The organism is Nonomuraea sp. NPDC003804 (genome assembly GCF_040610675.1).
GTDB lineage: Bacteria > Actinomycetota > Actinomycetes > Streptosporangiales > Streptosporangiaceae > Nonomuraea.
Genome location: NZ_JBEXMT010000039.1, coordinates 1 through 21,262, shown reverse-complemented (window position 1 = coordinate 21,262; position 21,262 = coordinate 1). Strand labels below are relative to the sequence as shown.

Annotated in this window: 20 protein-coding genes and 1 pseudogene; 11 read left to right on the top strand and 10 right to left on the bottom strand. The window is 72.0% G+C overall.

Features of this window, described 5'->3' with window-relative positions:
- Positions 1-54: 54 nt before the first annotated feature.
- Positions 55-207, bottom strand: a pseudogene (locus ABZX22_RS38635) (glycosyl hydrolase family 26); the annotation flags it as partial.
- Between ABZX22_RS38635 and ABZX22_RS38630 the strand changes: the two are divergent.
- From ABZX22_RS38630 to ABZX22_RS38615, 4 genes are all read left to right on the top strand, one after another.
- Positions 197-475, top strand: coding sequence for a hypothetical protein (locus ABZX22_RS38630; protein ID WP_354919893.1), 279 nt, complete (start codon positions 197-199; stop codon positions 473-475). The pseudogene ABZX22_RS38635 and the gene ABZX22_RS38630 sit on opposite strands and share 11 nt — an antisense overlap.
- Before the next feature lie 462 nt (positions 476-937).
- Positions 938-2,017: an ATP-grasp domain-containing protein gene (locus ABZX22_RS38625; protein WP_354919890.1), complete on the top strand. Its 1,080-nt coding sequence runs from the start codon at positions 938-940 to the stop codon at positions 2,015-2,017.
- 45 nt (positions 2,018-2,062) lie between these two features.
- Complete coding sequence (locus tag ABZX22_RS38620; protein ID WP_354919888.1) at positions 2,063-3,241, top strand: NAD(P)-binding domain-containing protein; 1,179 nt, start codon at positions 2,063-2,065, stop codon at positions 3,239-3,241.
- A 173-nt stretch (positions 3,242-3,414) separates the two neighbouring features.
- Positions 3,415-5,694, top strand: coding sequence for a GEVED domain-containing protein (locus ABZX22_RS38615; protein ID WP_354920059.1), 2,280 nt, complete (start codon positions 3,415-3,417; stop codon positions 5,692-5,694).
- Positions 5,695-5,863: 169 nt separating this feature from the next.
- On the opposite strand, the gene ABZX22_RS38610 is transcribed toward ABZX22_RS38615, so the two are convergent.
- Positions 5,864-6,616 carry a DUF2127 domain-containing protein gene (locus tag ABZX22_RS38610; protein WP_354919885.1) on the bottom strand — a complete coding sequence of 251 codons (753 nt, stop codon included), beginning with the start codon at positions 6,614-6,616 and terminating at the stop codon, positions 5,864-5,866.
- 178 nt (positions 6,617-6,794) lie between these two features.
- Here ABZX22_RS38610 and lepB point away from each other — a divergent pair, with 178 nt between their 5' ends.
- From lepB to ABZX22_RS38580, 6 genes are all read left to right on the top strand, one after another.
- Complete coding sequence (gene lepB / locus ABZX22_RS38605; protein ID WP_354919882.1) at positions 6,795-7,232, top strand: signal peptidase I; 438 nt, start codon at positions 6,795-6,797, stop codon at positions 7,230-7,232.
- A gap of 11 nt (positions 7,233-7,243) precedes the next feature.
- Positions 7,244-10,126: a BTAD domain-containing putative transcriptional regulator gene (locus tag ABZX22_RS38600; protein ID WP_354919879.1), complete on the top strand. Its 2,883-nt coding sequence runs from the start codon at positions 7,244-7,246 to the stop codon at positions 10,124-10,126.
- Between the two features lie 74 nt (positions 10,127-10,200).
- Complete coding sequence (locus ABZX22_RS38595) at positions 10,201-10,395, top strand: hypothetical protein (protein WP_354919877.1); 195 nt, start codon at positions 10,201-10,203, stop codon at positions 10,393-10,395.
- A 59-nt stretch (positions 10,396-10,454) separates the two neighbouring features.
- Complete coding sequence (locus ABZX22_RS38590) at positions 10,455-10,976, top strand: MauE/DoxX family redox-associated membrane protein (protein WP_354919874.1); 522 nt, start codon at positions 10,455-10,457, stop codon at positions 10,974-10,976.
- A gap of 14 nt (positions 10,977-10,990) precedes the next feature.
- Positions 10,991-11,485, top strand: coding sequence for a hypothetical protein (locus tag ABZX22_RS38585; RefSeq protein WP_354919871.1), 495 nt, complete (start codon positions 10,991-10,993; stop codon positions 11,483-11,485).
- Positions 11,482-13,314 (top strand): ABC transporter ATP-binding protein, encoded by a 1,833-nt coding sequence (locus tag ABZX22_RS38580; RefSeq protein ID WP_354919869.1) that lies wholly within the window; start codon positions 11,482-11,484, stop codon positions 13,312-13,314. The genes ABZX22_RS38585 and ABZX22_RS38580 overlap by 4 nt, the downstream gene beginning before the upstream one ends.
- Here the strand turns inward: ABZX22_RS38580 and ABZX22_RS38575 are convergent.
- From ABZX22_RS38575 to ABZX22_RS38550, 6 genes are all read right to left on the bottom strand, one after another.
- The gene (locus ABZX22_RS38575; RefSeq protein WP_354919866.1) at positions 13,260-13,526 is read right to left on the bottom strand and encodes a hypothetical protein; all 267 of its coding nucleotides are present in this window, start codon (positions 13,524-13,526) and stop codon (positions 13,260-13,262) included. The genes ABZX22_RS38580 and ABZX22_RS38575 overlap by 55 nt on opposite strands.
- 58 nt (positions 13,527-13,584) lie before the next feature.
- Entirely contained in the window at positions 13,585-14,106 is a 522-nt protein-coding gene (locus tag ABZX22_RS38570; RefSeq protein ID WP_354919864.1) for an SET domain-containing protein-lysine N-methyltransferase, read from the bottom strand.
- A gap of 153 nt (positions 14,107-14,259) precedes the next feature.
- The gene (locus tag ABZX22_RS38565) at positions 14,260-15,204 is read right to left on the bottom strand and encodes an alpha/beta hydrolase (RefSeq protein WP_354919861.1); all 945 of its coding nucleotides are present in this window, start codon (positions 15,202-15,204) and stop codon (positions 14,260-14,262) included.
- A gap of 376 nt (positions 15,205-15,580) precedes the next feature.
- Positions 15,581-17,209, bottom strand: a complete 1,629-nt coding sequence (locus ABZX22_RS38560) for an ABC transporter permease (RefSeq protein ID WP_354919858.1) — start codon at positions 17,207-17,209, stop codon at positions 15,581-15,583.
- Entirely contained in the window at positions 17,206-18,099 is an 894-nt protein-coding gene (locus ABZX22_RS38555; RefSeq protein WP_354919855.1) for an ABC transporter ATP-binding protein, read from the bottom strand. The genes ABZX22_RS38560 and ABZX22_RS38555 overlap by 4 nt, the downstream gene beginning before the upstream one ends.
- Before the next feature lie 92 nt (positions 18,100-18,191).
- Positions 18,192-19,016, bottom strand: a complete 825-nt coding sequence (locus tag ABZX22_RS38550) for an oxidoreductase (protein WP_354919852.1) — start codon at positions 19,014-19,016, stop codon at positions 18,192-18,194.
- 294 nt (positions 19,017-19,310) lie between these two features.
- On the opposite strand from ABZX22_RS38550, the gene ABZX22_RS38545 reads away from it, so the two are divergent.
- Positions 19,311-20,024: a helix-turn-helix domain-containing protein gene (locus ABZX22_RS38545; RefSeq protein WP_354919850.1), complete on the top strand. Its 714-nt coding sequence runs from the start codon at positions 19,311-19,313 to the stop codon at positions 20,022-20,024.
- A gap of 25 nt (positions 20,025-20,049) precedes the next feature.
- Here ABZX22_RS38545 and ABZX22_RS38540 read toward each other — a convergent pair whose 3' ends face one another.
- On the bottom strand, positions 20,050-20,331 hold the full coding sequence (locus tag ABZX22_RS38540) for a hypothetical protein (RefSeq protein WP_354919847.1): 282 nt from the start codon (positions 20,329-20,331) through the stop codon (positions 20,050-20,052).
- Between the two features lie 571 nt (positions 20,332-20,902).
- Positions 20,903-21,262 (bottom strand): MarR family winged helix-turn-helix transcriptional regulator (locus ABZX22_RS38535; RefSeq protein ID WP_354919844.1); only part of this gene is annotated, 360 nt, incomplete at its 5' end.

The window sequence follows — 21,262 nt, the reverse complement described above, 5'->3', positions numbered from 1 at the left end:
GTAGCTGTCCATACCGATGATGTCGACGACGTCGTCACCCGGGTAGCACGTCGTCCACTCGATGGCGTCGCGGCCGCGGGCGGGCGCGAAGTCGAAGCGGAAGCGCTGACCGGGGATCGCCCGCATGGCGGTGACGACGCGCCGCCAGTAGGCCTTCCACGCGTCCGGATCCGGCTTGCACCGGTGGGAGTAGGTGGTGCCGTTCATCTCCCAGCCGAGCACGATGATGGTGTCGGCCGCGTTGCCCGCCACCAGCTTCTGCGCCAGGCGCTCGAAGAACGGGTCGAACGCGCCGTTCGCGCCCGCGCGGAGCAGCACGGCCACCTCGTCGTCGGACATCTCGTTCTCGTTCGGGGTGATCATCGGCACGTTCAGGGCCAGGATCCTGCCCGGCTTGGCGGCGCGCCAGCGCAGCCACGGTTCGAGGATGAATCCGGGCCCCTGCAGCGCGCCCCAGGCCTCCCCCGGCAGATAAGTACGGCCGACCGTCACCTCGGCGCCCAGCCAGGCCTCGAAGCCCGGCAGCCGCTGAGGACCTCGCTCGTCGGAGGCGAGGAAGACACCGAGCGCGGCGGGTCTGTGCTCGGGCTCTTCACGTTGCGCGCCGTCGACGCGGCTGCTCGCGGAAAGCCACGCCATGGCGGCCGATCCGGCGAGCATCGCGAAAAGACAGCGCACGTATCCCTTTTTGGCGGTCATTGCGAACGTCCCTATATGTCGTCTCAGGTCTCACCGTATATACCCCGCTCGGCGAAAAAGCCAATATCCGACTCGCGAGTTGCCGATAAATGTCCGAGATGAGGCGTTTGACTTTTGGAATGGAACGCACGACATGCTTGATACGACCGTTCCCGCACTAGTGCTGCGGATGGACGACAATATCTTTCACCACGGAACACTCGGCGCCATTCGCTCCCTTGGCCGGGCCGGAGTGGAAGTGCACGGAATCATCGAGGGACGGCACGCACCCGTCTCCCGGTCGAAATACCTCAGCCGCATGTACACCTGGCCACCGGGCGGAGAGGTCGTCGAGACGCTGACCGCGGTGGCCAAGCGGATCGGCCGCAGGGCCGTCCTGGTCGCCATGGACGACGCCGGCGCCATCGCCGTCGCCGAGCACGCGGCGGAGCTCAGCCACTGCTTCCTGCTGCCCGGCCAGGCGCCCGGCCTGCCGCGGCGGCTCGCCGACAAGGCCGCGCTGTCCTCCCTGTGCACGTCACTCGGCGTGGCGCAGCCGGAGACCCGCGTCGTGACCTGCCCGGACGACATCGCCGCCGCCGTGGCCGACCTCGGCCTGCCGCTGGTGGCCAAGTGGGCCCAGCCGTGGCGGCTGCCCAGGCAGGCGGGCCTGCGCACCACCAGCCTGATCCACCGGCCCGAGCAGGCGGACGGACTGCTCGGCCACGGCTTCGACTGCGACCTGCTGCTGCAGCGTTTCGTGCCCGGCGGGCCCACCTCCGACTGGTTCTTCCACGGCTACTACGACGAGGACTCCAGCTGCCTGTTCGGCGGCACGGGACGGAAGGAGCGCGCCTACCCGCCCGGCGCCGGCCTCACCACGTACGGCAGGGCGCTGCCCAATCCCGCGATCGAGGACGTGGCGCACGGCATGGCCGCCGCGCTCGGCTACCGCGGCGTGCTGGACATGGACTTCCGCTACGACGCCGCCGAGGACGTGTACTACCTCGTCGACTTCAACCCGCGACTCGGCGCGCAGTTCCGTCTCTTCGGCGACGGCCGCGGGCTCGACCTCGTGCGCACCATGCACCTGCACCTGTCCGGGGAACACATACCGCCGGCCCGTTTCGTCCATGGGCGGACTTTTCTGGTGGAAAACTACGACATTTACCCCGCATTTCGCGCCGGACGCGAACGAACCTGCACCGCATGGCTGCGGGCCGTACGGGAGGCAGACGAACTCGCCTGGCTTTCCGCGGACGATTTCTGGCCCTTCGTGGCAATGGCTAGACAGTCGATAAAGCGTGGCTTTACCCGCCTCGCACAGGGTCGGAAATAGGCTTTTAGGGGACAACGAACAGGAGGGGAAGTTTTGCAGACGCCGGTGATTGACGTGGCAATTGTGGGCGCCGGTCCCTATGGACTCTCGGTCGCCACCCACGCGCTGGCGGCGGGTCTCGACGCCCGGGTTTTCGGACGGCCGATGCAGGCATGGGAATGGCACATGCCGCGCGGAATGCTGTTGAAATCCGAGCCGGACGCGTCCCATCTCAGCGACCCCGATCGGCGATACGGCCTCGACGCCTTTCGCCGCTACTCCTATGGCGAGCCCGTCCCGGTGGAGACGTTCATCGCCTACGGCAAATGGTTTCGCGCGCAAACGGTGAAGGACGCGCTCGACGAGTCGACCGTGACCGGCATCGGCACCGAAGGCGGGCTGTTCAGCGTCACGCTGTCGTCCGGCGCCACCCTGCTGGCCAGGACCGTGGTCCTGGCGCTGGGCTTCCTGCCGTTCGCGCACCGGCCCAACGCGCTGGCCCAACTGCCGCCGGAGGTGTCGTCGCACAGCTGCGAGCACCACGACCTGTCGGCCTTCGCCGGCAGGCACGTGGCCGTCGTCGGCGCGGGCCAGTCCGCGCTCGAGACGGCGACGCTGCTCGTGGAGGCAGGGGCGAAGCCGCGTATCGTCGCCAGGACCCCGTCGCTGGCCTGGAACGACACGCCCGACGAGCGGCGCTCGGTTCTCACGCGCACGCTGGCGCCCCGCTCGGGCCTCGGCACGGGCTGGCCGTCGTGGGTGTGGTCCGAACTGCCCGGTGCCGTCAGGTACCTGCCGAAGGCGGCCCGCAGCCACATCGTGCGCACCACGCTGGGGCCCGCGGGCTCGTGGTGGCTCAAGGAGCGCTTCGACGGCGCCGTCCCGGTGACGCTGGGCGTGCGGCTGGAGGGCGCGGACCACCGCGACGCCGTACGGCTGCATCTGACCACCGGCAGGGGCACGGTCAAGACGCTGGAGACCGAGCATGTGATCGCCGCGACCGGATACCAGGTCGACGTCGGCAGGATCGACATCCTCGACCCGAACCTGCGCCGCGGGGTCAGCGCGGGCGGGCCGCGGCCGCGGCTGTCACGGACGTTCGAGACCCGGGTGCCCGGCCTCTACATGGTCGGACTGGCCGCCGCCGCCACCTTCGGCCCGGCCATGAGATTCGTCCACGGCAGCGACTTCGCCGCCAGACGAGTCACCCGCGGACTGGTGAGCCAGGTCCGCAAGTCAACGTGATCCTTTCGGGACAAGAACAGGGAGCGAAATTGGGTGTGCGCGTAATCCTCGCCGGGATGACCGCGGCCTTCGTCGGGGTCACGGGCATCGTTCCCTTCGCATACGCGAGCGGGCGCCCGGCATCGTTCACGAACTCGTCGACAGAGGCCATAGGCGACACGCCCTCGGGCGTGATGGTCACCGTACGCAAGGTGATGGTCAACGGAAGCCAGGTGGGCTCCGCCGAAGTGTCGCTCGCCGACCCGGCGGCCCCGCCCGACGAGTACCTCATGCCCGTCAACGCCAAGGCGGAGGCGGGCATCGTCGACCGCTACGAGAACTTCACGGTCGAGGCCAACGAGTGGAGCGACGTCGCCGAGCTGACGTTCACCTTCTCCAGACCGGTCCGCGATCCCCGGCTGCACGTCTTCGGCACCGGCGGCAGGGCGGAGGACCTCTCCGGCAGGCGGGACGACTACTGGGCGGGAGTGGAGCTGGTCGGCGGAACACCGACCATGCCGTCCTTCTCCCGCGTGGCGGGCTTCCCCGGCTACGAGGTCACCGGAACCTCGATCGTGCCCGAGCGGGTCTACCGGGTCCACTCCACCACCTGCGGCGTCGTCTACACCTGCGGCACCGTCCAGGTGAACGGCACGGTCACCTCGTTCACGATCCGGCTGCGCGCCCGCAACGTGCGGACCAGGGGCGACGCGGGCACCCCGCACCTGTGGGGCGCCTTCAAGCTGTCGCTGCACGAGGACGACTCCGACGCGCCCTCCTCGTACGGCCCCGCCTCGCACGCCATCACCGACATCTTCATCGGCGAGAACGCGACGGCCGACAACGCCGACACGCTGAGCTTCGAGGCGCGGGCCATCCGAGGGGACGCCGACACCGACGACGCGCTGAGCGGCGACGAGCTCGTCCTTGAGGACGACGCGACGGCGTACTCACTGACCGTGCCCATCAGGTCGGCTTCGGACGCCGTCCTGGCGGGGTGGATCGACTTCGACCGCGACGGCAGGTTCGACGACGAGGAGCGGGCGCTCGCGGAGGTGGACCGCCGCGACGACAGCGAGACGCTGACCTGGAACCTTCCCGAATCGATGCAGGCCGGCAGCACGTGGATGCGGCTGCGCGTGACCGCCAGGCCCGAAGGGGTGGAGCGGCCGACGGGATGGGCCGACAGCGGCGAGGTGGAGGACTATCGCTTCGACCTGCCGCAGCGCGTGGCCATCACCCCGCAGGCCGACACGCCCGCCGGCACCACGCCGACCATCACCACGGTCGCCGCGCCGGCGGTCGTCCCGCCGACGCCCACTCCGGCGCCGGTCACCCCGGCGGCGGTCAACCCGCCGAAGGCGGTCCCGCCGAAGATGATCAGGCCGAAGCTGGGCATGCCGAAGGTGACGTGGCGGACGGTCAGCCCGGGCAAGCGGCAGTGGCCCTCGATACACAGCCGGAAGGACGGCTCCCGGGCCGAGCGGGGCGAGCACGCGACGCGGGGGGCCCGCCGGGCCTGGGCCGAGGGCGACCGGGCGACGCGGAACCGGCGGGCGGGCGACGCCGAGCCGGGTCGTGCCAGGCAGGCGCACGCCCCTGAGCTCCGCCGGGCCTGGGGGGCGCACGACCCCGCACCCGAGCGCGCCAGGCGCGACCGGGCCGGGACCGACCGCGCCGGCCGCGGCCGGGCCACGGACACCAAGAAGCCCTGGGCGACCGCCGCGGCGGAGCGTGAGATGCGGGCCGCGATCAGGGAGGTAAGGAGACAGGCCGCGGCCGAGGCCAGGCGGCAGCGGGCCGGCCAGCAGTCCGGCCAGTCCAGCCAGCAGTCCGGCCAGCAGTCCGGACAGCAGGCCGAGTCCGGTCAGCAGTCCGGGCAGCAGGCCGACACCGGGCAGCAGGCCGACACCGGGCAGCAGTCCGAGGACAGGTACCAGCAGGCCGAGTCCGGTCAGCGAGCCGCGGCCTGGAGCGAGCGGACCGCGTCGGAGGCCGTCCACGGGCGGGCAGCGGACCGGCGCACGCGGGCCGAGGCGAACGACGACCTGCTCGACATCACGCGTGACTGGAACGACCGGTTCGGCGCCACGGGCGACGACGACGCGCGGCCCGGCCTCGTGAGCGGCAGGAACAACCGGCCGACGAACGACAGGAACGACCAACCGACGGCCGGCAGGAACGACCAGGCCGCCGTGGGCGGGCACGACCAGCCGATGGCCGGCAGGAACGACCAGGCCACCGTGGGCGGGCACGACCAGCCCAACGCCAGGCGCGAACAGGACGACCGGACCAAGACCAGGCGGGAGCGTCAGCGCGAGCGCGACGACGCCAGGCGCGCCCTGGAGCAGTTCCGCCGCCAGCTGGGCGAGTCGCGCAGGCGCGAGACGCCCTGGAAGCCCGCTCAGATCAGGGAACTCGCCAAGGAGGAGCTGAGGCGGCACGTCGCCATCGGCAGGCTTCCCGAGTTCTAGACATGACCGCGACGGGCTCGTCGAGCTCGCCGATCGGCTCCCAGCGAGGCCCGCATTCCGATGCGGGCCTCGCTTCCTTTTCCCCCACGGTCTCCCGCGGGCTTCCCACGCCCTCTTTCCCACGTCTCCCAGCCCATCGTGCACCCCGCGTCGGCCGTCCGGGGCGGGTTCAGCGGGTGCCCGCCGTCTGGACCTCGAGGAGGCTCGCCTCGTGCCGTTCCGCCTCGTGGGCGGCGCGACCTCCGCGCACGCCGAAGAGGCGCTTGGTGACGACGATGTAGGCGACGGCCGCGAGGTTCACGACGAGCAACGTCACCCGGATCCAGGTGATCCGGTGGCTCAGCTCGTAGATCTCCAGCGGGATGAAGACCGAGGTGGCGATCACCGCGAAGTACTCGCCCCACCGCTTGAGCAGCCACAACCCGACGCTCTCGACGACCAGGATCACGCCGTACGCGGTGAGGGCGACGGTCAGCAAGGTCAGCGTCCTCGTGCCGGTCGCCAGCAGCTGGTGCAGAGTGAGGACGAGCTTGGAGTCGGCCAGGCGCCAGCCGAGCCGTTCGGCCAGCGGCATGAGCAGCGGCAGGTACTCCTCGAAGGCCCTGTTGATCGCCTCCTTGCCACCCTTGAAACGCCAGACGCCGTAGGCGGCCAGGAACAGCAGCAGCGCCCTGGCGAACCGTTCGAGCGCGAGGAGCCGGAGGATGGCGGCGTCGCGCAGGGCCCGGCCGCGCAGGACGAGCGGAGCCTCGTCGGCGGGGCCGGTGCCGTGCGGCGGTCCGAGAGTGAAGTCGCCGCAGCGAAGGCAGCGCCACACCTCGCCGAGCGTGGTGTCGGCGCGCAGCCGCCGTCGCAGATGCGGCTCGTCGGGGGCGTAGGTGACGTGACCGCGCCGGCTGCAGGCGCGAAGACTCCAGTCCATGACGGCAGGCACTCCTCAGCGTGGGACACCTTGTTCCTTCCCGCCGCGGGGCCTTCTACGGGCGACGATCCGCCGCCCGGCCGTACGGGGCGGCGGCACCTTGACATGGCCACGTTCCAACGGAGATCGTTTCGCCTCAGGAATCACCCCTCCCAGGGGCCGACCTCGGAAGAGCGCCATGAAGCTGATCATCGGTGGGTGCGTGCTGGTGGCGATCGCGGGCGCGTTATGGGTGCGAAGGCGCTACGTGGTGGTCACCGTCGAGGGGACCAGCATGCTCCCGACCCTGGCCGACGGCGATCGCGTCCTGGTGCTCAGGCGCCGGATCGACCAGGTCAGCAGGGGTGACGTGGTCGTGCTCGAGCCGCCGCCGACGCCCGCCGAGCCTGGCCCGCCGGGACCGGACGGCAGGCAGTGGAACATCAAGCGTGCCGTCGCGTTGCCGGGGGACCCGGTGCCGCCGGGGATCGACGACAGCGTGACCCGGGTACCGGCCGGCGCGCTGGTCGTCCTCGGCGACAACAGCGACAGCGTCGACTCCCGCCAGCGCGGGTTCTTCGATGCCGACCGGCTGCTCGGCGTCGCGCTGCGCCGGTTTGGCGGACACTCCCGATAACCGCGGCGATCGTGCGGTTTCGACTTCTCGGCCCGATGCGGATCCAGGTCAACGGGTCCCCGGTCAGGATCACGGCGCCGAAGCAACGGACCGTCCTCGCCATGCTGCTGGCGCGGGCGGGTCACGTCGTCCCCATCAGGTCGCTGGTGGCGGAGGTGTGGGACGAGCAGCCGCCCCGCTCCGCGGTGGCCAACCTGCGCACCTACCTCATGCAGCTGCGCAAGCTGCTGCCGGACGAGGAACGGCTGGTCACCTCGGACGTCGGCTACCTGTTGCACGTCGGGCCGGAGGAGTTCGACCTCTTCGAGTTCGAGGCGCTGTCGGCACGCGGCCGCCAGGCGCTGGCCAGGCGCGACCTGAGCGCCGCCGAGGAGTCCTTCACCCGGGCCCTGGCGCTGTGGGACGGGACGGCGGCCGAGGACGTGCCGCTCGGCCCCACCCTGCGCGAGGTGGTCGCCCGCCTCACCGACCACTACCTGGGCGTGGTGGAGGAGCACGCCGACATCCAGCTCGCGCTCGGCAAGAACGCGACGGCGGCGACCCGGTTGCGCGAGGTGATCGGGCAGTATCCGCTGCGGGAGCGGCTGCACGGCCAGCTCATGGTGGCCCTGTACCGCAGCGGCGACGTGGTCGGCGCGCTGGAGGCGTTCGGCGCCGCCCGCCGGGTCCTGGCCGACGAGCTGGGCATCGACCCTGGACCGGACCTTCGCCTGCTGCAGCAGGCGATCCTGCGCAGGGACGCCGGCCTGCTGGCACCGGACCGTGACACGGTGGCCGCCCCGACCGACGACGGGCGCCCGCGTCCCCGCCTGCTGCCGCGGGCGCCGATGGTGTTCGTGGGCCGGGCGGCCGAGCAGGCCCGGCTGCACACCGTCCTGCACGGCGAGGCGGGCCCGTCCGTGGTGACGCTGCACGGCCCCGGCGGCGCGGGCAAGTCGGCGCTCGCGGTGAAGGCGGCGCACCGCGTGGCCGACCACTACCCCGACGGCCAGCTCTACGTCGACCTCCAGGGATCCACACCCGGCCTGCCCCCGTTGCGCCCTGCCGAGGTGCTCGGCCGCTTCCTGCGCGCGCTGGGCGTGCCGCCCGGTGACGTTCCCGCCGCGCCGGCGGAGGCGGCCACCCACTACCAGTCGCTGCTGGCCGACCGGCGGGTCCTGGTCGTCCTCGACAACGCGGTCAGCGCCGCCCAGGTGGCGCCGCTGCTGCCGGCGGGCGAGGGCTGCGCGGCTCTGATCACCAGCCGCGTCGCGCTGACCACCGTGGACGCCGTGCCGATCGCCGTCGGCATGCTCGACGAGGCCGAGTCGGTGCGCCTGCTGACGTTGCTGGCCGGCGAACGGGTGACCGCCGAGGCGAAGGCCGCCGCGGAGATCGCGTCCTGGTGCGGCTACCACCCCCTGGCGCTGCGCATCGCCGGCGCGCGGCTGGCGGGCCGGCCCGACTGGTCGCTGGCCCGCTTCGGCGAGCGGCTGGGCGACGAGCACCGGCGGCTGGACGAGCTGCAGGCGGCCGACCTGCGGCTGCGCTCCTGTTTCGAGGTCGGGTACGGCACGCTGACGAGCACCGCGAAGGCCGCCTTCCGGCTGTTCGGCGTGCTGGGGGTGCCCGAGGTGGGCGTCGAGCTCGCCGCCGCGCTGATGGACGCCGACCGGGCGACGGCGGAGAGCGCGCTCGACGAGCTGATCGAGGCGCGCCTGCTCGATCCGGTCGGTGACGGCCGGTTCCGCATGCACGACCTGCTGCGCCTCTTCGCGGCGGAGCTGGCCGGCGGCCATGACGCGCCGGAGGAGCGCGCGGGGGCGGTCGGGCGGGCCCTGGAGTGGTACCTCGACGGCTGCCGCCGGCTGCAGCACGTGTTGCAGCCGCACCTGCTGCCCGCCGTCGAGGGCGCCGACGCCGCCGCCGTCGCCCGGCCGGATCCCGCCGCCGCTGTGCGATGGCTGGACACGGAGCTGCCGTGCCTGGTGGCGGCGGCCGTACAGGCGGTGAAAGCGGACCAGGGCGGCTTCGCCGTCGCGCTGATGCCCCTGATCAAGGCCATCGCGATGAAGAGCGGCTACTGGCGGGAGCTGGAGACCGTCGCGCGGCTGGCCATCGACGTCGCGCGGCGCGACAGCGACCGCGTCGCGGAGGCGTCCACGCTGGTGACGCTGGGACTGGTGGAGTGGAGGTCCGGCCAGGCCGAGGCGGCGCACGACCTCCTGCGCCGGGCCCTCGATCTCTGGCGCGACCTGGGCAGGCGCGAGGAGGAAGGGCTGGCGCTGCACAACCTCGGCTGGCTGTGCATGCAGACCGGCGAGCTCGACGCGGCCCTCGACCACATCACCGCGGGCCTGCGCCTGCTGGAGGCGCACGGGTCGAACCGCATCGGGCTGGTCACCCACAACCTGGGCGAGGTGCTGCTCCGGCTGGGCCGGTACGCCGAGGCGGCGGACCGCCTCGAAGAGTGCCTGTCCGTCCGGCGCGCCGACCGCGACCTGTACGGCGAGAGCATCACCCTGGCCGCGCTCGGCCGCGCCTACTGCCTGCTCGACCGGCGGGAGAAGGCGCTGGAGGTGCTGGCGGAGGCGCTGGCCCGCTGCGAGGAGATCGGCAACAGGGAGGACCAGTGGGAGGTCCTGCTCAGCAGGTCCGAGATCCGGCTGCGGCAGGGTGATCCGGGCGCGGCCGTGGCCGACCTGGCCCGCGTCCTGGAGCTGACCGACCAGATCGGCGACGCGTACGGCCGCGCCGCCGGCACCCGGCAGCTCGCCCGAGCACGCGCGGCCCTCGGCGACCCGCGCGCCGCGGCGGACGCCGCCAGGGCCGCCGGCCTTTTCGCCGACCTTTTCGCCGACCCGTCGACGCGCCGCGATCCGGTGCTGGAACGGCTGCTCACCGCCCGGTTGTAGCGCGGCTGTATGGGGCGCTGTATGCCCCGCCCCTAGGTTTCGGCTGACCGCATCGCTAGGAAAGGAGCGAATCCATGACCGCTGTCCTTGGCAGGCTCGGCGACCGGATTCTTGACAAGCTGGTGCCCAAGGCGTCCGCGAAGGCCGCCTCCGAGTGGTACGTCCACTGCTACTGCAGGGAGCGCTCCGACTACCGCAAGCTCTGCACCAACATCGGTGGCAAGACCTACTGCGGGGCCTGCGGCGTGTTCAGAACCTGTGGTGGCTAGGTAGGACACGCGGGTCTGGCGGCGGTGTCCGCCGCCAGACCAGGCGACGAGGTGACGACGTGCTGTATCTCATGATCGCCTGTCGGGCCCTGCTGGCCGCCGTCTTCACGATCGCACTCGTGGGGAAGATCCGCGGCCGGGCGGCGTTCGACGAGTTCGCGGCCTCCATCGTGGCGCTCGGGATCCTTCCGCGAGGCGGGTCGGCGGTGGCCGCGCACGCGCTCGTGGCGGCCGAGGCCGTGGTGGTACTCCTGCTGGCGCTCCCGCCGGCCGTACCGCTGGGGTTCGCGGCCGCCGTCGGGGCGCTCACCGTGCTGACCGGCGGCATCCTGGCCGCCCTGCGCCGAGGACGGCAGGCGCCGTGCCGGTGCTTCGGCGCCTCCGCCACGCCGCTCGGCCGGGTGCACGTGGTGCGCAACCTGGTCCTGGCCGCCCTCGGGGGCGTCGGGCTCACCGCCTGGATCACGGCCGGGACGTCCGCGCCGCACCCGGCCGGTGTCGTCCTCGCGCTCGTCGCGGCCGGCGTGGGCGCCCTGCTCGTGGTGCGCCTCGACGACCTGATGGAGCTGTTCACCGTCTGAAGTGAGGTTGTCCGATGCCTTTCCTGGTTGCCGCCGTCGTGCTCGTCGGCGTCCTGTGCCTGTTCAACCTGCTGCTCACCCTGGGGGTGCTGCGCCGGCTCCGCGAGCACACCGCCGAGCTGGAACAGCTGGCGGGGCGTTCGATGCTCATGGCGTACGACCCCGGCGTGCTGGTCGGCCGCACGCTGCCCGAGGTCGCCGCGGGGGCGCGACTGGTGGGCTTCTTCGACGTCGGCTGCAGCACGTGCCACGAGCGGGCACCGCAGTTCGCCGAGGCGGCGGGCAAGCAGCCCGCCCTGGCGGTCATCAGCGGCGACGGCGCGAAGGTCGACGACCTGCTCGCCGTACTGGGCGGCGCGGCGAGCGTGATCACGGGTGCCGACGCCGACCGCATCGGGCACGCGCTCGGCATCGAGGCGTTCCCCACGTTCCTGCGCGCCGAGGAGGGCACGATCGTGGCCGCGCACACGGAACTCGCCGAGCTCACCGCCATGGCGCCGGCGACGTGATCGCGGAACGGCTGCGCGGCGCCGCCGCCCTGGGGGGGCTGTGCTGGCGGGCCGGACCGGTGCTGGCGGTGTCGCAGCTGGCGGCCACCATCGTGGCCGGGCTGCTGCCCACGGGCACCGTGTGGATGACCAAGGAGCTCGTCGACGGGCTGGCGGCGGGTCTCGCGGAACGGGTGGCGGGACCGGTCGCCGGCCTCGTCGCGCTCGGCCTGGCCGCGGGGGTGCTGCCGCACGTCACGGGATACCTGCGGGCCGAATCGGACCGCCGGCTCGACCTGTTGCTGCAGGACCGCCTGTACACGAGGGTGAACGGGTTCCAGGGGCTGTCGCGGTTCGAGGACCCGGCCTTCCTCGACGAGCTGCGGATGGCCACGCAGGCCACCGGTGGCGCGATGGGGCCGATCACCTCGGGCCTGTTCGACCTCGGGCGCAACGTCATCACCCTGGCCGGACTGCTGGGCGCGCTGGCCGTCCTGAGCCCTCTGATGGCGGTACTGGTCGCGGTCGCCGCGCTGCCCACCCTCGCGGCCAGGATGTCCCTGGAGAAGCGGCGGGCCGCGATGATCGCCGGACACTCGGCGGCGGCCCGGCGGCAGATCTTCTACTCCTCGCTGATCACCGACGTGCAGGCGGCCAAGGAGGTGCGCCTGTTCGGGCTCGGCGACTTCCTCAGGCGCCGGGTGATCGGCGAGCTGACCACCATGCAGGCGGGCGAGCGGCGGCTGGACCGGCGGGAGGCGCTCACGCAGTCGTCACTGGCGGCCCTGTCCGCCCTGGTCAGCGGTACCGGACTGGTGTGGGCGGGGTACGCGGCCCTGGCCGGACGGCTGACCCTGGGCGACGTCACGGCGTTCGCCGCGGCCGTCGCCGGCACCCAGGCCGCGCTGGTCGCCACCGTGGAGAACGCGGCCAACGCCGGCCACGCGCTTCTCCTGTTCGGCCACCACGAGCGGGTGATGTCGCTGCCCGACGACCTCCCCGCGCCGCGCCGGCCCGCGGCGCTGCCGGCGCTCCGGCACGGCATCGAGCTGCGCGACGTGTGGTTCCGCTACGACGAGAGCCACCCCTGGGTGCTGCGCGGCGTCGACCTCACGATCCCCCACGGCGCCTCGGTCGCGCTGGTGGGGCTCAACGGAGCCGGCAAGAGCACGCTCATCAAGCTGCTGTGCCGCTTCTACGACCCGGTCCGCGGGACGATCCTCTGGGACGGCGTGGACATCCGCGACGTACCGCCGGCCGAGCTGCGCGCCAGGATGGGCGTGCTCTTCCAGGACTACATGAGCTACGACCTCACCGCGGCGGAGAACATCGGCGTCGGCGAGCTCGCGGCGATGTCCGACCGGGCCAGGATCGAGGCCGCCGCCGAGGCGGCGGGAGCCGGCGAGACCGTGCGGGCCCTGCCGCAGGGGTACGACACGATGCTGAGCCGCATCTTCTTCGGACCGGAGGACGACGCCGGCGTGGTGCTGTCCGGCGGACAGTGGCAGCGGCTCGCGCTGGCCCGCGCGCTGGTGCGCGAGCACCGCGACCTGCTCATCCTCGACGAGCCCAGCTCAGGACTCGACCCGGAGGCCGAGTACGAGGTGCACCGGCGGCTGCGCGAACATCGGGCGGGGCGCACCAGCCTGCTCGTCTCCCACCGGCTCGGCGCGGTACGGGACGCCGACCTCATCGTGGTGCTCGGCGACGGCCGGATCGCCGAGCAGGGCACCCACGCCGACCTCATCGCCGCGAGCAACGGCTACGCCCGGCTGTTCGAGACCCAGGCCAGCGGCTACCGCGCCGAGGACGAGTCGGCGGCCGACCAGGCGACCTTCGCGACCGGCTGAGCCCCCTGCCCGCGCCACTCCCGACAAACTGCCTCGTCCGCCGCGAAGAACACGCGCACGACGAACGCCGACTCGGCCGCGGCCGGCGGCCCGGACTCGATCCGGCGTAGCTCGCCTTCCGAGATCTCCATGAGGCGGCAGTATGCAGCACGCCGCGCGTGCTCGAGCTTGTCGGCGAGGTGGGCGACGGGGGTGGCCGATGTGCCGGTCATGGCCACGGCGACAGCGGGCTGCCGGCCCAGGCATTGAGGTGGTGGAAACGATGGTTCATCATCGAAGCGCGCCGGGCTCGCTCTGCGCGATGCGGCGTAGCAGCGGCGTCACCCAGTGGGTGCCGTAAGCGCGCCGCAGGCGGGCGAGTCGCCAGTCGCCGCCGGTGACCGTACCGCGGCACAGAGGGCTCAGGCACCGGCACGGCATGGCCCAGGTGTCCGTTCCGCTGTGGGTGGCGTAGTCGAGGGAGAGCTCCTCGCCGGGCATGACGCGCCTGCGCGCGACCACCGTGGTGGAATCGTCGTGCCAGAGGTTCGGGTCGCACGAGTGGTTGCCGTAGCGGACCGGATGGCCGGGGTCAAGGAGCAGGTGGACGCCTTCCTCGACGGTCAGGCTGCTGTAGGGCGGGGTCAGGCCGGCCAGGGTAACGTCGTCGATGACCTGTCCGCCGAGCCGCATGACGAGGTCCCCTGGGTCGATCTCCGCGGTGGCGAAGAGCCCGAGTCCCTCGACAGGCGAGGGACGGACCTCCGCGCTCGGTGTGAGCCAGCACGTGGCCGGGTAGCGGTTCGTGACCATCCGGGCGGTTCTCCCTTGCGACGGTGGGACTCGGGCTCCGCGGGTGCCGCGGATCCGGCACCTCCACCACAACGGAGATCTCCTCGCCGATCAAGTCCCACCGTTGACAACGCCTGTGATCAATCCAGCCGGAGGCCCCGTTTCACGAGGGTTTCACGAGGGTGAAGGCGTCACCTCCCGCTGACGGGCCTGCTCGACGACATCGCGAATCGCGTCGATGACGAGCCGTGGCTGGTTGTTGTGGATGTTGTGGTCGCTGTCGGTCTTCGTGACGTACCTCGCGCCGGGGAACTCCCGAGCGAGAGCCCCTTGGGCAGCCAGTTGCGCCCGCCAGAAGACGCCCGGAAAGTCGGCAGGTGCCCCGGCAGGCAGGCGGGCGCGGAAGGCGTCGGGGTCGAAGGTGTCTCCCGACAGCACGACCACGGGCATCCTCGGCGGCGGAGGCGCCGCGCGAACCTGGGCGAAGACGGTCGCGGGGTCCTGTCTCTCGACGTCCTTCCACTGGGCGACGCGCTTGCTGTCGTCGTTCCGGATCAGCGCGAGGAGGGTGTCGAACTGCTCAGGCGTGAGCTCCGACTGCAGGAACTCCGACTCCGCGTCGACGAGGACGAGACCCGACACCTCGCGCGGGTACTCGCCGGCGTAGATCCTGACGATCGGACCGCCCGCCGACCAGCCGACAAGCACGTAGGGACCGGGCACTCGCGCCGCCTCCAGCAGTGCGTGCAGGTCGGCCACATCGCCCTTCGAGGTGGTGGGCTGCGACACCGGTGTCGAGGTGGTGAACCCACCGTTCTCCCGTGCCGTTCCGGGGCGGTCGTAGGAGCAGACCCTGGTGAAACCTCCGACGCCTGGGTACACGGCGGCGGCGCTGGGCGTTCTGGTGCCGGCGGAGCGCGTCACGTGACTCCACGTGTCGGCGGCGGCGACCAGGCCCGGCACGAGGACGACGGTGGGAGAGCCGCTTCCGCGGCATTCCAGATACAGCCTGCGGCCACCGCCGATGTCGACCAGCCGCGCGAACGGCGTCGCGGTGCTCGTCGCCCCGCCGCTTTCCGGCGGAGCGGAGCCGGTGGCCGACGTACCGCAGGCGGTCATGAGCAGTACGGGTCCGGCCAGAAGGGCGACCAGGCCGAGTGATGCTCTTCGCGGACCGGCACGGCGACGGTTCGCTGCTCTTCCCCTCATCGGTCCTCCCGCCGGGAGCGGTCGGGACGGTTTCCCGCGGGTCGCCGGGTCACGACATCGCGAGATCGTGCCAGTTCCTCCAGTGTGCATGTCCCGGCGAACGGCTCCGGCGGCGGGGGCGCGAGCCGGCGAGCGGAGACGACTGCGAGAATGGCGCCACCCCCTCGATTCGGTACGACAGCCGACGGAAGGGGACGCACGTGCGTGTCTCTCTGATCCAGCTCTCGGTCTCGGACACCGAATCCGCCGACGAGCGCCGAGCACGTGCTGCACGCCGCGCGTGCTCCTAGCCGGAGGCGAGATCGCGGCGGCGCCAGCCGTACAGGCCGAGGATCGTCAGCACCGCGGCGAGCACGGTGAGCACCACCGTGGCCACAGGAGCGAACGCGCCCAGCGGGTGCCAGGGCAGGTGGGACAGCACCGAGGTGTCGACCAGCCATCCCGGCAGGCCCGTGTAGGACCCCAGGACCGTCATGAACCCGCTGTACCCGAGCACGGCCCAGGCCGCGCTGACGGCCCGCGGGGCGAGCCCGAGCAGCGCGGCGGGGACGGCGAGCAGCACCAGCACCTCCGGGACGCGGAGCAGGCTCGCCCCGACGACCTCTCCCGCGAGGCCGGCGTCGCCGGTCGACGCGGCGGCGCCGGCACCGAGCGCGGCACCGTACACCGCCAGGAGGAGGACCACGGCGAGCGCGGTGACCAGCAGGGACGAACCGAGCCACGACGATCTGCCGGTCGGCCCGGCCAGCACGGGGCCGATACGTCCGCGCACCTCCTCCGCCCGGAGCCGGAGGACCGACAGGATCACGAAGACGCCGGTGTAGAGGGACCCGGTGAACACCATGAGGCTGAGCCAGGCTCGCCCGAGGTCCGCACCGGCGAAGATGGGGAGATCGGTGTGCGACATTCCACCGGTCATGCCGCCCAGGACGAGGCCGACGGCGAGGAAGGCGGCCCCCCACCAGCCGATGGTCGCCCGCTGGAGCCGCAGGGCGAGCGTGACCGGCGAGCGCAGCCACGCGGCCGCCGAGGCTCGGCCGGGACGCGGGGCCACGAACGCGGCGCCGAGGTCCCGGCGGCTCGCCAGGGCGTAGGCGCCCGCGACCAGGAGCCCGGCGAGGAGCGCCGACAGGCCCAGCGGCCACCAGCGCTCGTCCGCCAGCACCCTGGTCTGTTGTGACCAGCCGAGCGGGGACAGCCAGAACAGCGGACCGCCGTCCTGGCTCTGCGTCGCTCCCGCCCCGCGGAGGATCCACGCCACGAAGAGCGCCGCGCCCGCCAGCCCGCCGGCGCCTCTGGAGTACTCGGTGATCTGGACGGTGACCGCGGCGACCGCGGCGAACACCAGCCCGGCCGCGGCGAGGGAGGCGCCGAACAGCACCGCGCCGCCGGCGGGAAACCCGATGCCGATCGCCGCGGCGGCGGTGCAGACCGCGAGGACGGCGTCGCCGATCAGGGCGACGGTCAGTGCCGCGGTGAGCTGGGCGTGCCGGCCCACGACGGCGGCCCGGACGAGTTCGGCCCGGCCTGTCTGCTCTTCGGCCCGGGTGTGCCGGGTGATGAGCAGGATGTTCATCAGCGCGGCGGCCAGCAAGAACTCGACCCAGTAGGCGGCGAGGAAGTACTTCTGCGTGGTGATGGCCTCGGCGCCGAAGACGGGCCCGGCGAGCACCCTCATGAACGACGTCTGGATCAGCTGCGTGGCCTCGGCCATGGCCTCCGGCGTCGGGACGACGACGGTCGCGGCCGTGTGGTGGAAGCGCGGGACGAGAACAGTGATGGCGAGCACCCAGACGGACAGCTTGATCCGGTCGCGGCGCAGCGCCAGCCGTACCATGGCGCCGGTGCCGGTCAGGTGGCTGCCCGCCGGTCTCGATCCGGTACGGCCGCGCGCCGGGGAGACCGTGGCGGTCATGCCGCCTCCTTGGTCCCGTAGTGCCGGAGCATGAGCTCCTCGAGCGTCGGCGGATGGCTGACCAGCGAGCGGATGCCGAACCCGGTGAGGTGCCGGACAGCGGCGTCGAGGTGTTCGGTGTCCACGCTGAACCGCACGCCCCCGCCCTCGATCCTCGCGTCGTGGATGCCGGCCAGCCGGTCGAGGCCGGTGACCGGGGTGGCGGTGTCGGCCACAATGGTCGTCCTGGTCAGGTGCCGCATCTGCGCCAGGGTCCCCGACTCCACCACCTTCCCCTCCCGGATGATGGTGATCCGGTCGGCGAGGTGCTCGACCTGGGCGAGGATGTGACTGGACAGCAGGATGGTGTGGCCGGCGGCTTTGGCCTCGGCGACGACCTGCTGGAACACCGCCTCCATCAGCGGGTCGAGGCCGCTCGTGGGCTCGTCCAGGATCAGCAGCTCCACGTCGGCGGAGAGGGCGGCGACGAGGGCGACCTTCTGGCGGTTGCCCTTGGAGTAGGTCCGCGCCTTCTTCTTCGGGTCGAGCTCGAAGCGCTCGACCAGCTCGTCGCGGCGCCTCGCGTCGAGCCCGCCGCGCAGGCGGCCGAGCACGTCGATGGCCTCACCTCCGGTGAGGTTGGGCCACAGCTCCACATCGCCCGGCACGTACGCCAGCCGCCGGTGCAACGCGACGGCGTCGGCCCAGGGGTCGCCGCCCAGCAGCCTGGCGCTGCCGGAGGTGGCCCGTATCAGGCCCAGCAGGATGCGGATGGTGGTGCTCTTGCCCGCCCCGTTCGGGCCGAGGAAGCCGTGCACCTGTCCGGTGTCCACGGTGAGGTCGAGGCCGTCGAGGGCGCGTACCGGCCCGTAGGCCTTCACGAGCCCGGAAACGGCGATGGCAGGGGGCATGGTTCTCTCCGATGACGGTCTCGTGGGCTACGGCGGGGCGCCGGCCCGGCGGCGGCCGGCCGGCCTGGCCCGGCCACCGGCAATTGCTCGGCTCAGGTGAGGGAACCGGTGATCCGTGCGTCGAACTCGCGGTCCGGGAGGGACCTGTTGAGCCGTAGCAGCGCCTCGGCCTGCCAGCCCACGACGTAGCGGGTCTCCGGCCGGTCCGCCTCGACGGCCTGCCGGATCGCTGTCGCGACGACGCCGGGGTCCGAGGCCTGGTGGCTCTGGTCCGCCTGCGCCTCGGCGACACGCGCCATGGCCTCGGCCATCTGCCGGTAGGCCCCGTTTCCTGAGATCTCCCGCAGCTGCCGCGCGGTCCCGGCCTCGAAGTCGGTCCTGATGACACCGGGCTGGATGACGACGACGTCGATGCCGAACTGTCCTGTCTCCATGCGGAGCGTGTCGGAGAAGGCCTCCAGGGCGTGCTTGGAGGCGTAGTACCAGGCGCCGAGCGGAAGGGCGATCTCGCCGCCGACCGAGGACACGTTGACGATCGTGCCCGACCGCTGCCGCCGCATCCGCGGCAGGACCAGCTGGATCAGCCGGGCCGGCGCGAACACGTTGACCTCGAACTGGTCTCGCGCCAGCGCCATCGGCGTGTCCTCGACCGCGCCGTGCACGACGGTTCCCGCGTTGTTCACCAGGACGTCGATCCGCTCGTGCCGGTCCAGGACGGTGCTGACGACCCGCTGGAGATCCTCTTCCCTGGTCACGTCCATCGGCAGGGCGTGACCTCCCGCGTCGCGGATGGCCGCCATCCTGTCCACCCGGCGCGCCACGCCGTACACGACGTGGCCGCCGCGCAGGAGCTCGAGTGCGGTGGCGTGGCCGATGCCGGAGGAGGCACCGGTGACGAGGCAAATCTTGGCAGCCATGCCGAGGGTCTCCTTGTCTTGACAGTGATCTATGTCGGCTCCGCGTCACGGGCGGCGCGACACGGCGGGATCATGTCGGTTCCCTCCGCGGGAACGGTGATGTCCACGCACGACGAAGCTACGAATCCGTTCACGGATTCGGCAAGGCACGAATCTTGTTATCGCAGGTCAGCGTGGAGATATTGGCGCAATGACCGTGTCGGCAAATGCAACAGTCCCCCCGATCGGGTCGCCATCGGGTACGGCCGGGCGGCATACTGCGGCGTGCGCGACGAGGAAGTGCCGGGAGGGCGCATGCCGGGAGGCCACCTGACGTACGAGGAGCGCCGCAAGATCGCCGAAGGGCTGGCGGAAAGGCTCCCCTACGCGGAGATCGCCCGTCGCCTCGGGCGGCCGAGATCGACCGTCGGCCGCGAGATCGCACGCAACGGCGGCCCGTACGGCTACCGCGCGGCCCGGGCACAGCATGCCGCCGGACGCCGCGCCCGCCGCCGGCCGTACGCGCCGGTCGGCACGCCTGCCGCCGCCGACGCCGGCGAGCGTGATCCCCGGGCGGTAAGGGCGTTCGAGGAGAGGCTCACCGCGTTTCTGTCCGGCGGGATGCCGGCGATGGCGGCCAAGGTGCTGGTCTGCCTGTTCACCAGCGACACCGGCAACCTGACCGTCACCGACCTGACCGAACGGCTGCGGGTCAGCCCCGCGTCGGTCTCCAAGGGCGTCGGCTGGCTCGAACAGCTGGGGCTCGTCAGGCGCGAGCGGGACAACCGGCGCGACCGGTACCTCGTCGACGACGAGGTCTGGTACCGCACGTGGCTGGCAGGCACCCGGTCGATGGCGATGTGGGCCGATGCCGTCCGGGAAGGCGTCGACGTCCTCGGCGTGCAGACCCCGTCCGGCGTCCGGCTCCGGACCGCGAGCAGGTTCTTCGATCTCCTCAGCGCCGACATGGCCCTGGCGGCCGAACATTACCGGCAGGCCTTCTCCACCACCGGGGACGTCACACGGTGACCGCGCCCCCTGCCCCGAGGATCGTTCATTCGGCCCGAGCGGCGATCCGCAGTTGCTTCTCGGCGTCCACCATCGAGGGCACGGTGCCCCACCACGGCAGGTCACGGAGGACGCCCAGCAGGCGCAGCCGTTCAGCGCGGGCCTCAAGGAGGTCGGCCATCGCCAGCGGCTCGAACGTGGCCCTGCCTTCGGCCACGTCGACGGACGACGGCATCGCAGCGGTGAGTTCCCTGACCCGGTCGTCGGCGGCGTCGTACGCCCTCCGGGCTTCGATCACGTCTTCGGGCAGCTCGAGGTCGGCCATCATTCCCCCAGGTCACAGCGCGGATTTATGCGCCAGATCCTAGGACCGCGACAAGCTGGGACAACATCCGTCCCAACACCTCAAAAGGTAAAGTTTGGCTCCCGTACGGCGCGCAGCATCAGAAGCCCCAGCCGCACAGGGGCAGCGTCCGTCCCACAGGTGTCACGCTCAGGGCCTCGATCGGCGACGCGGGGGCGGGGTCTTCGAGGGAGCGGCCCGCGCGGGCGTCCGGCGCCGGGTCCGTCAGGCATCGCGAAAGCCGCCGTCAAGTCACATAAGCCCAGGTGAAACCGGGTTCCCGTACACATGAGACGCACCAGCGAACCAGGCACGAAAGGTATGTCTCATGGAATGCACGTTCCGGCTTCGCCTCCGCGACCGCGACAGCCGCTGCGGCTTTCACCGCGCCCGCCGCCACGACCGCGTGGGGCCGTCCGGGCGGGTCGCGCGCGCCACGTCCGGCGGCTTCGGCTGCCCGACGTAGCGCCCCGACGCCGCCCCGGAAGCGGAGCCACGCGGCGGTTCCGAGGGACACGACGCGTCGTAGGCGGGCCGTACAGCCATCCGGGCCGCTTCAGTGCCGATCCGCCCTTGCGCCGGGCCGGCGTGTCGCCGTGAACACCTTGAGCAGCAGCCCGTGCAACTGGGCTCGTTCGTCCGCCGTCAAGGGGGCCAGCACGTCGTCCTGGATGGTGCGGGCCTCGTGGACGAGCTCCTCCAGGGCACGGCGTCCCGCATCGGTCAGGCCGACCGAGACCCGCCGCCGGTCGGTGACGTCGCGTGCGCGTGTCAGGTAGTCGAGGGCGGCCAGCTGCTCGACGACCTTGGCCATGTCGCTCGGGTCGACGGAAAGGCGTGCGCACAGGCCGCGTTGCGTGTGGGGGCCGAAGTCGGCGAGCGCGGCCAGTACGGCCATGTGCCAGAGGCGAAGGCC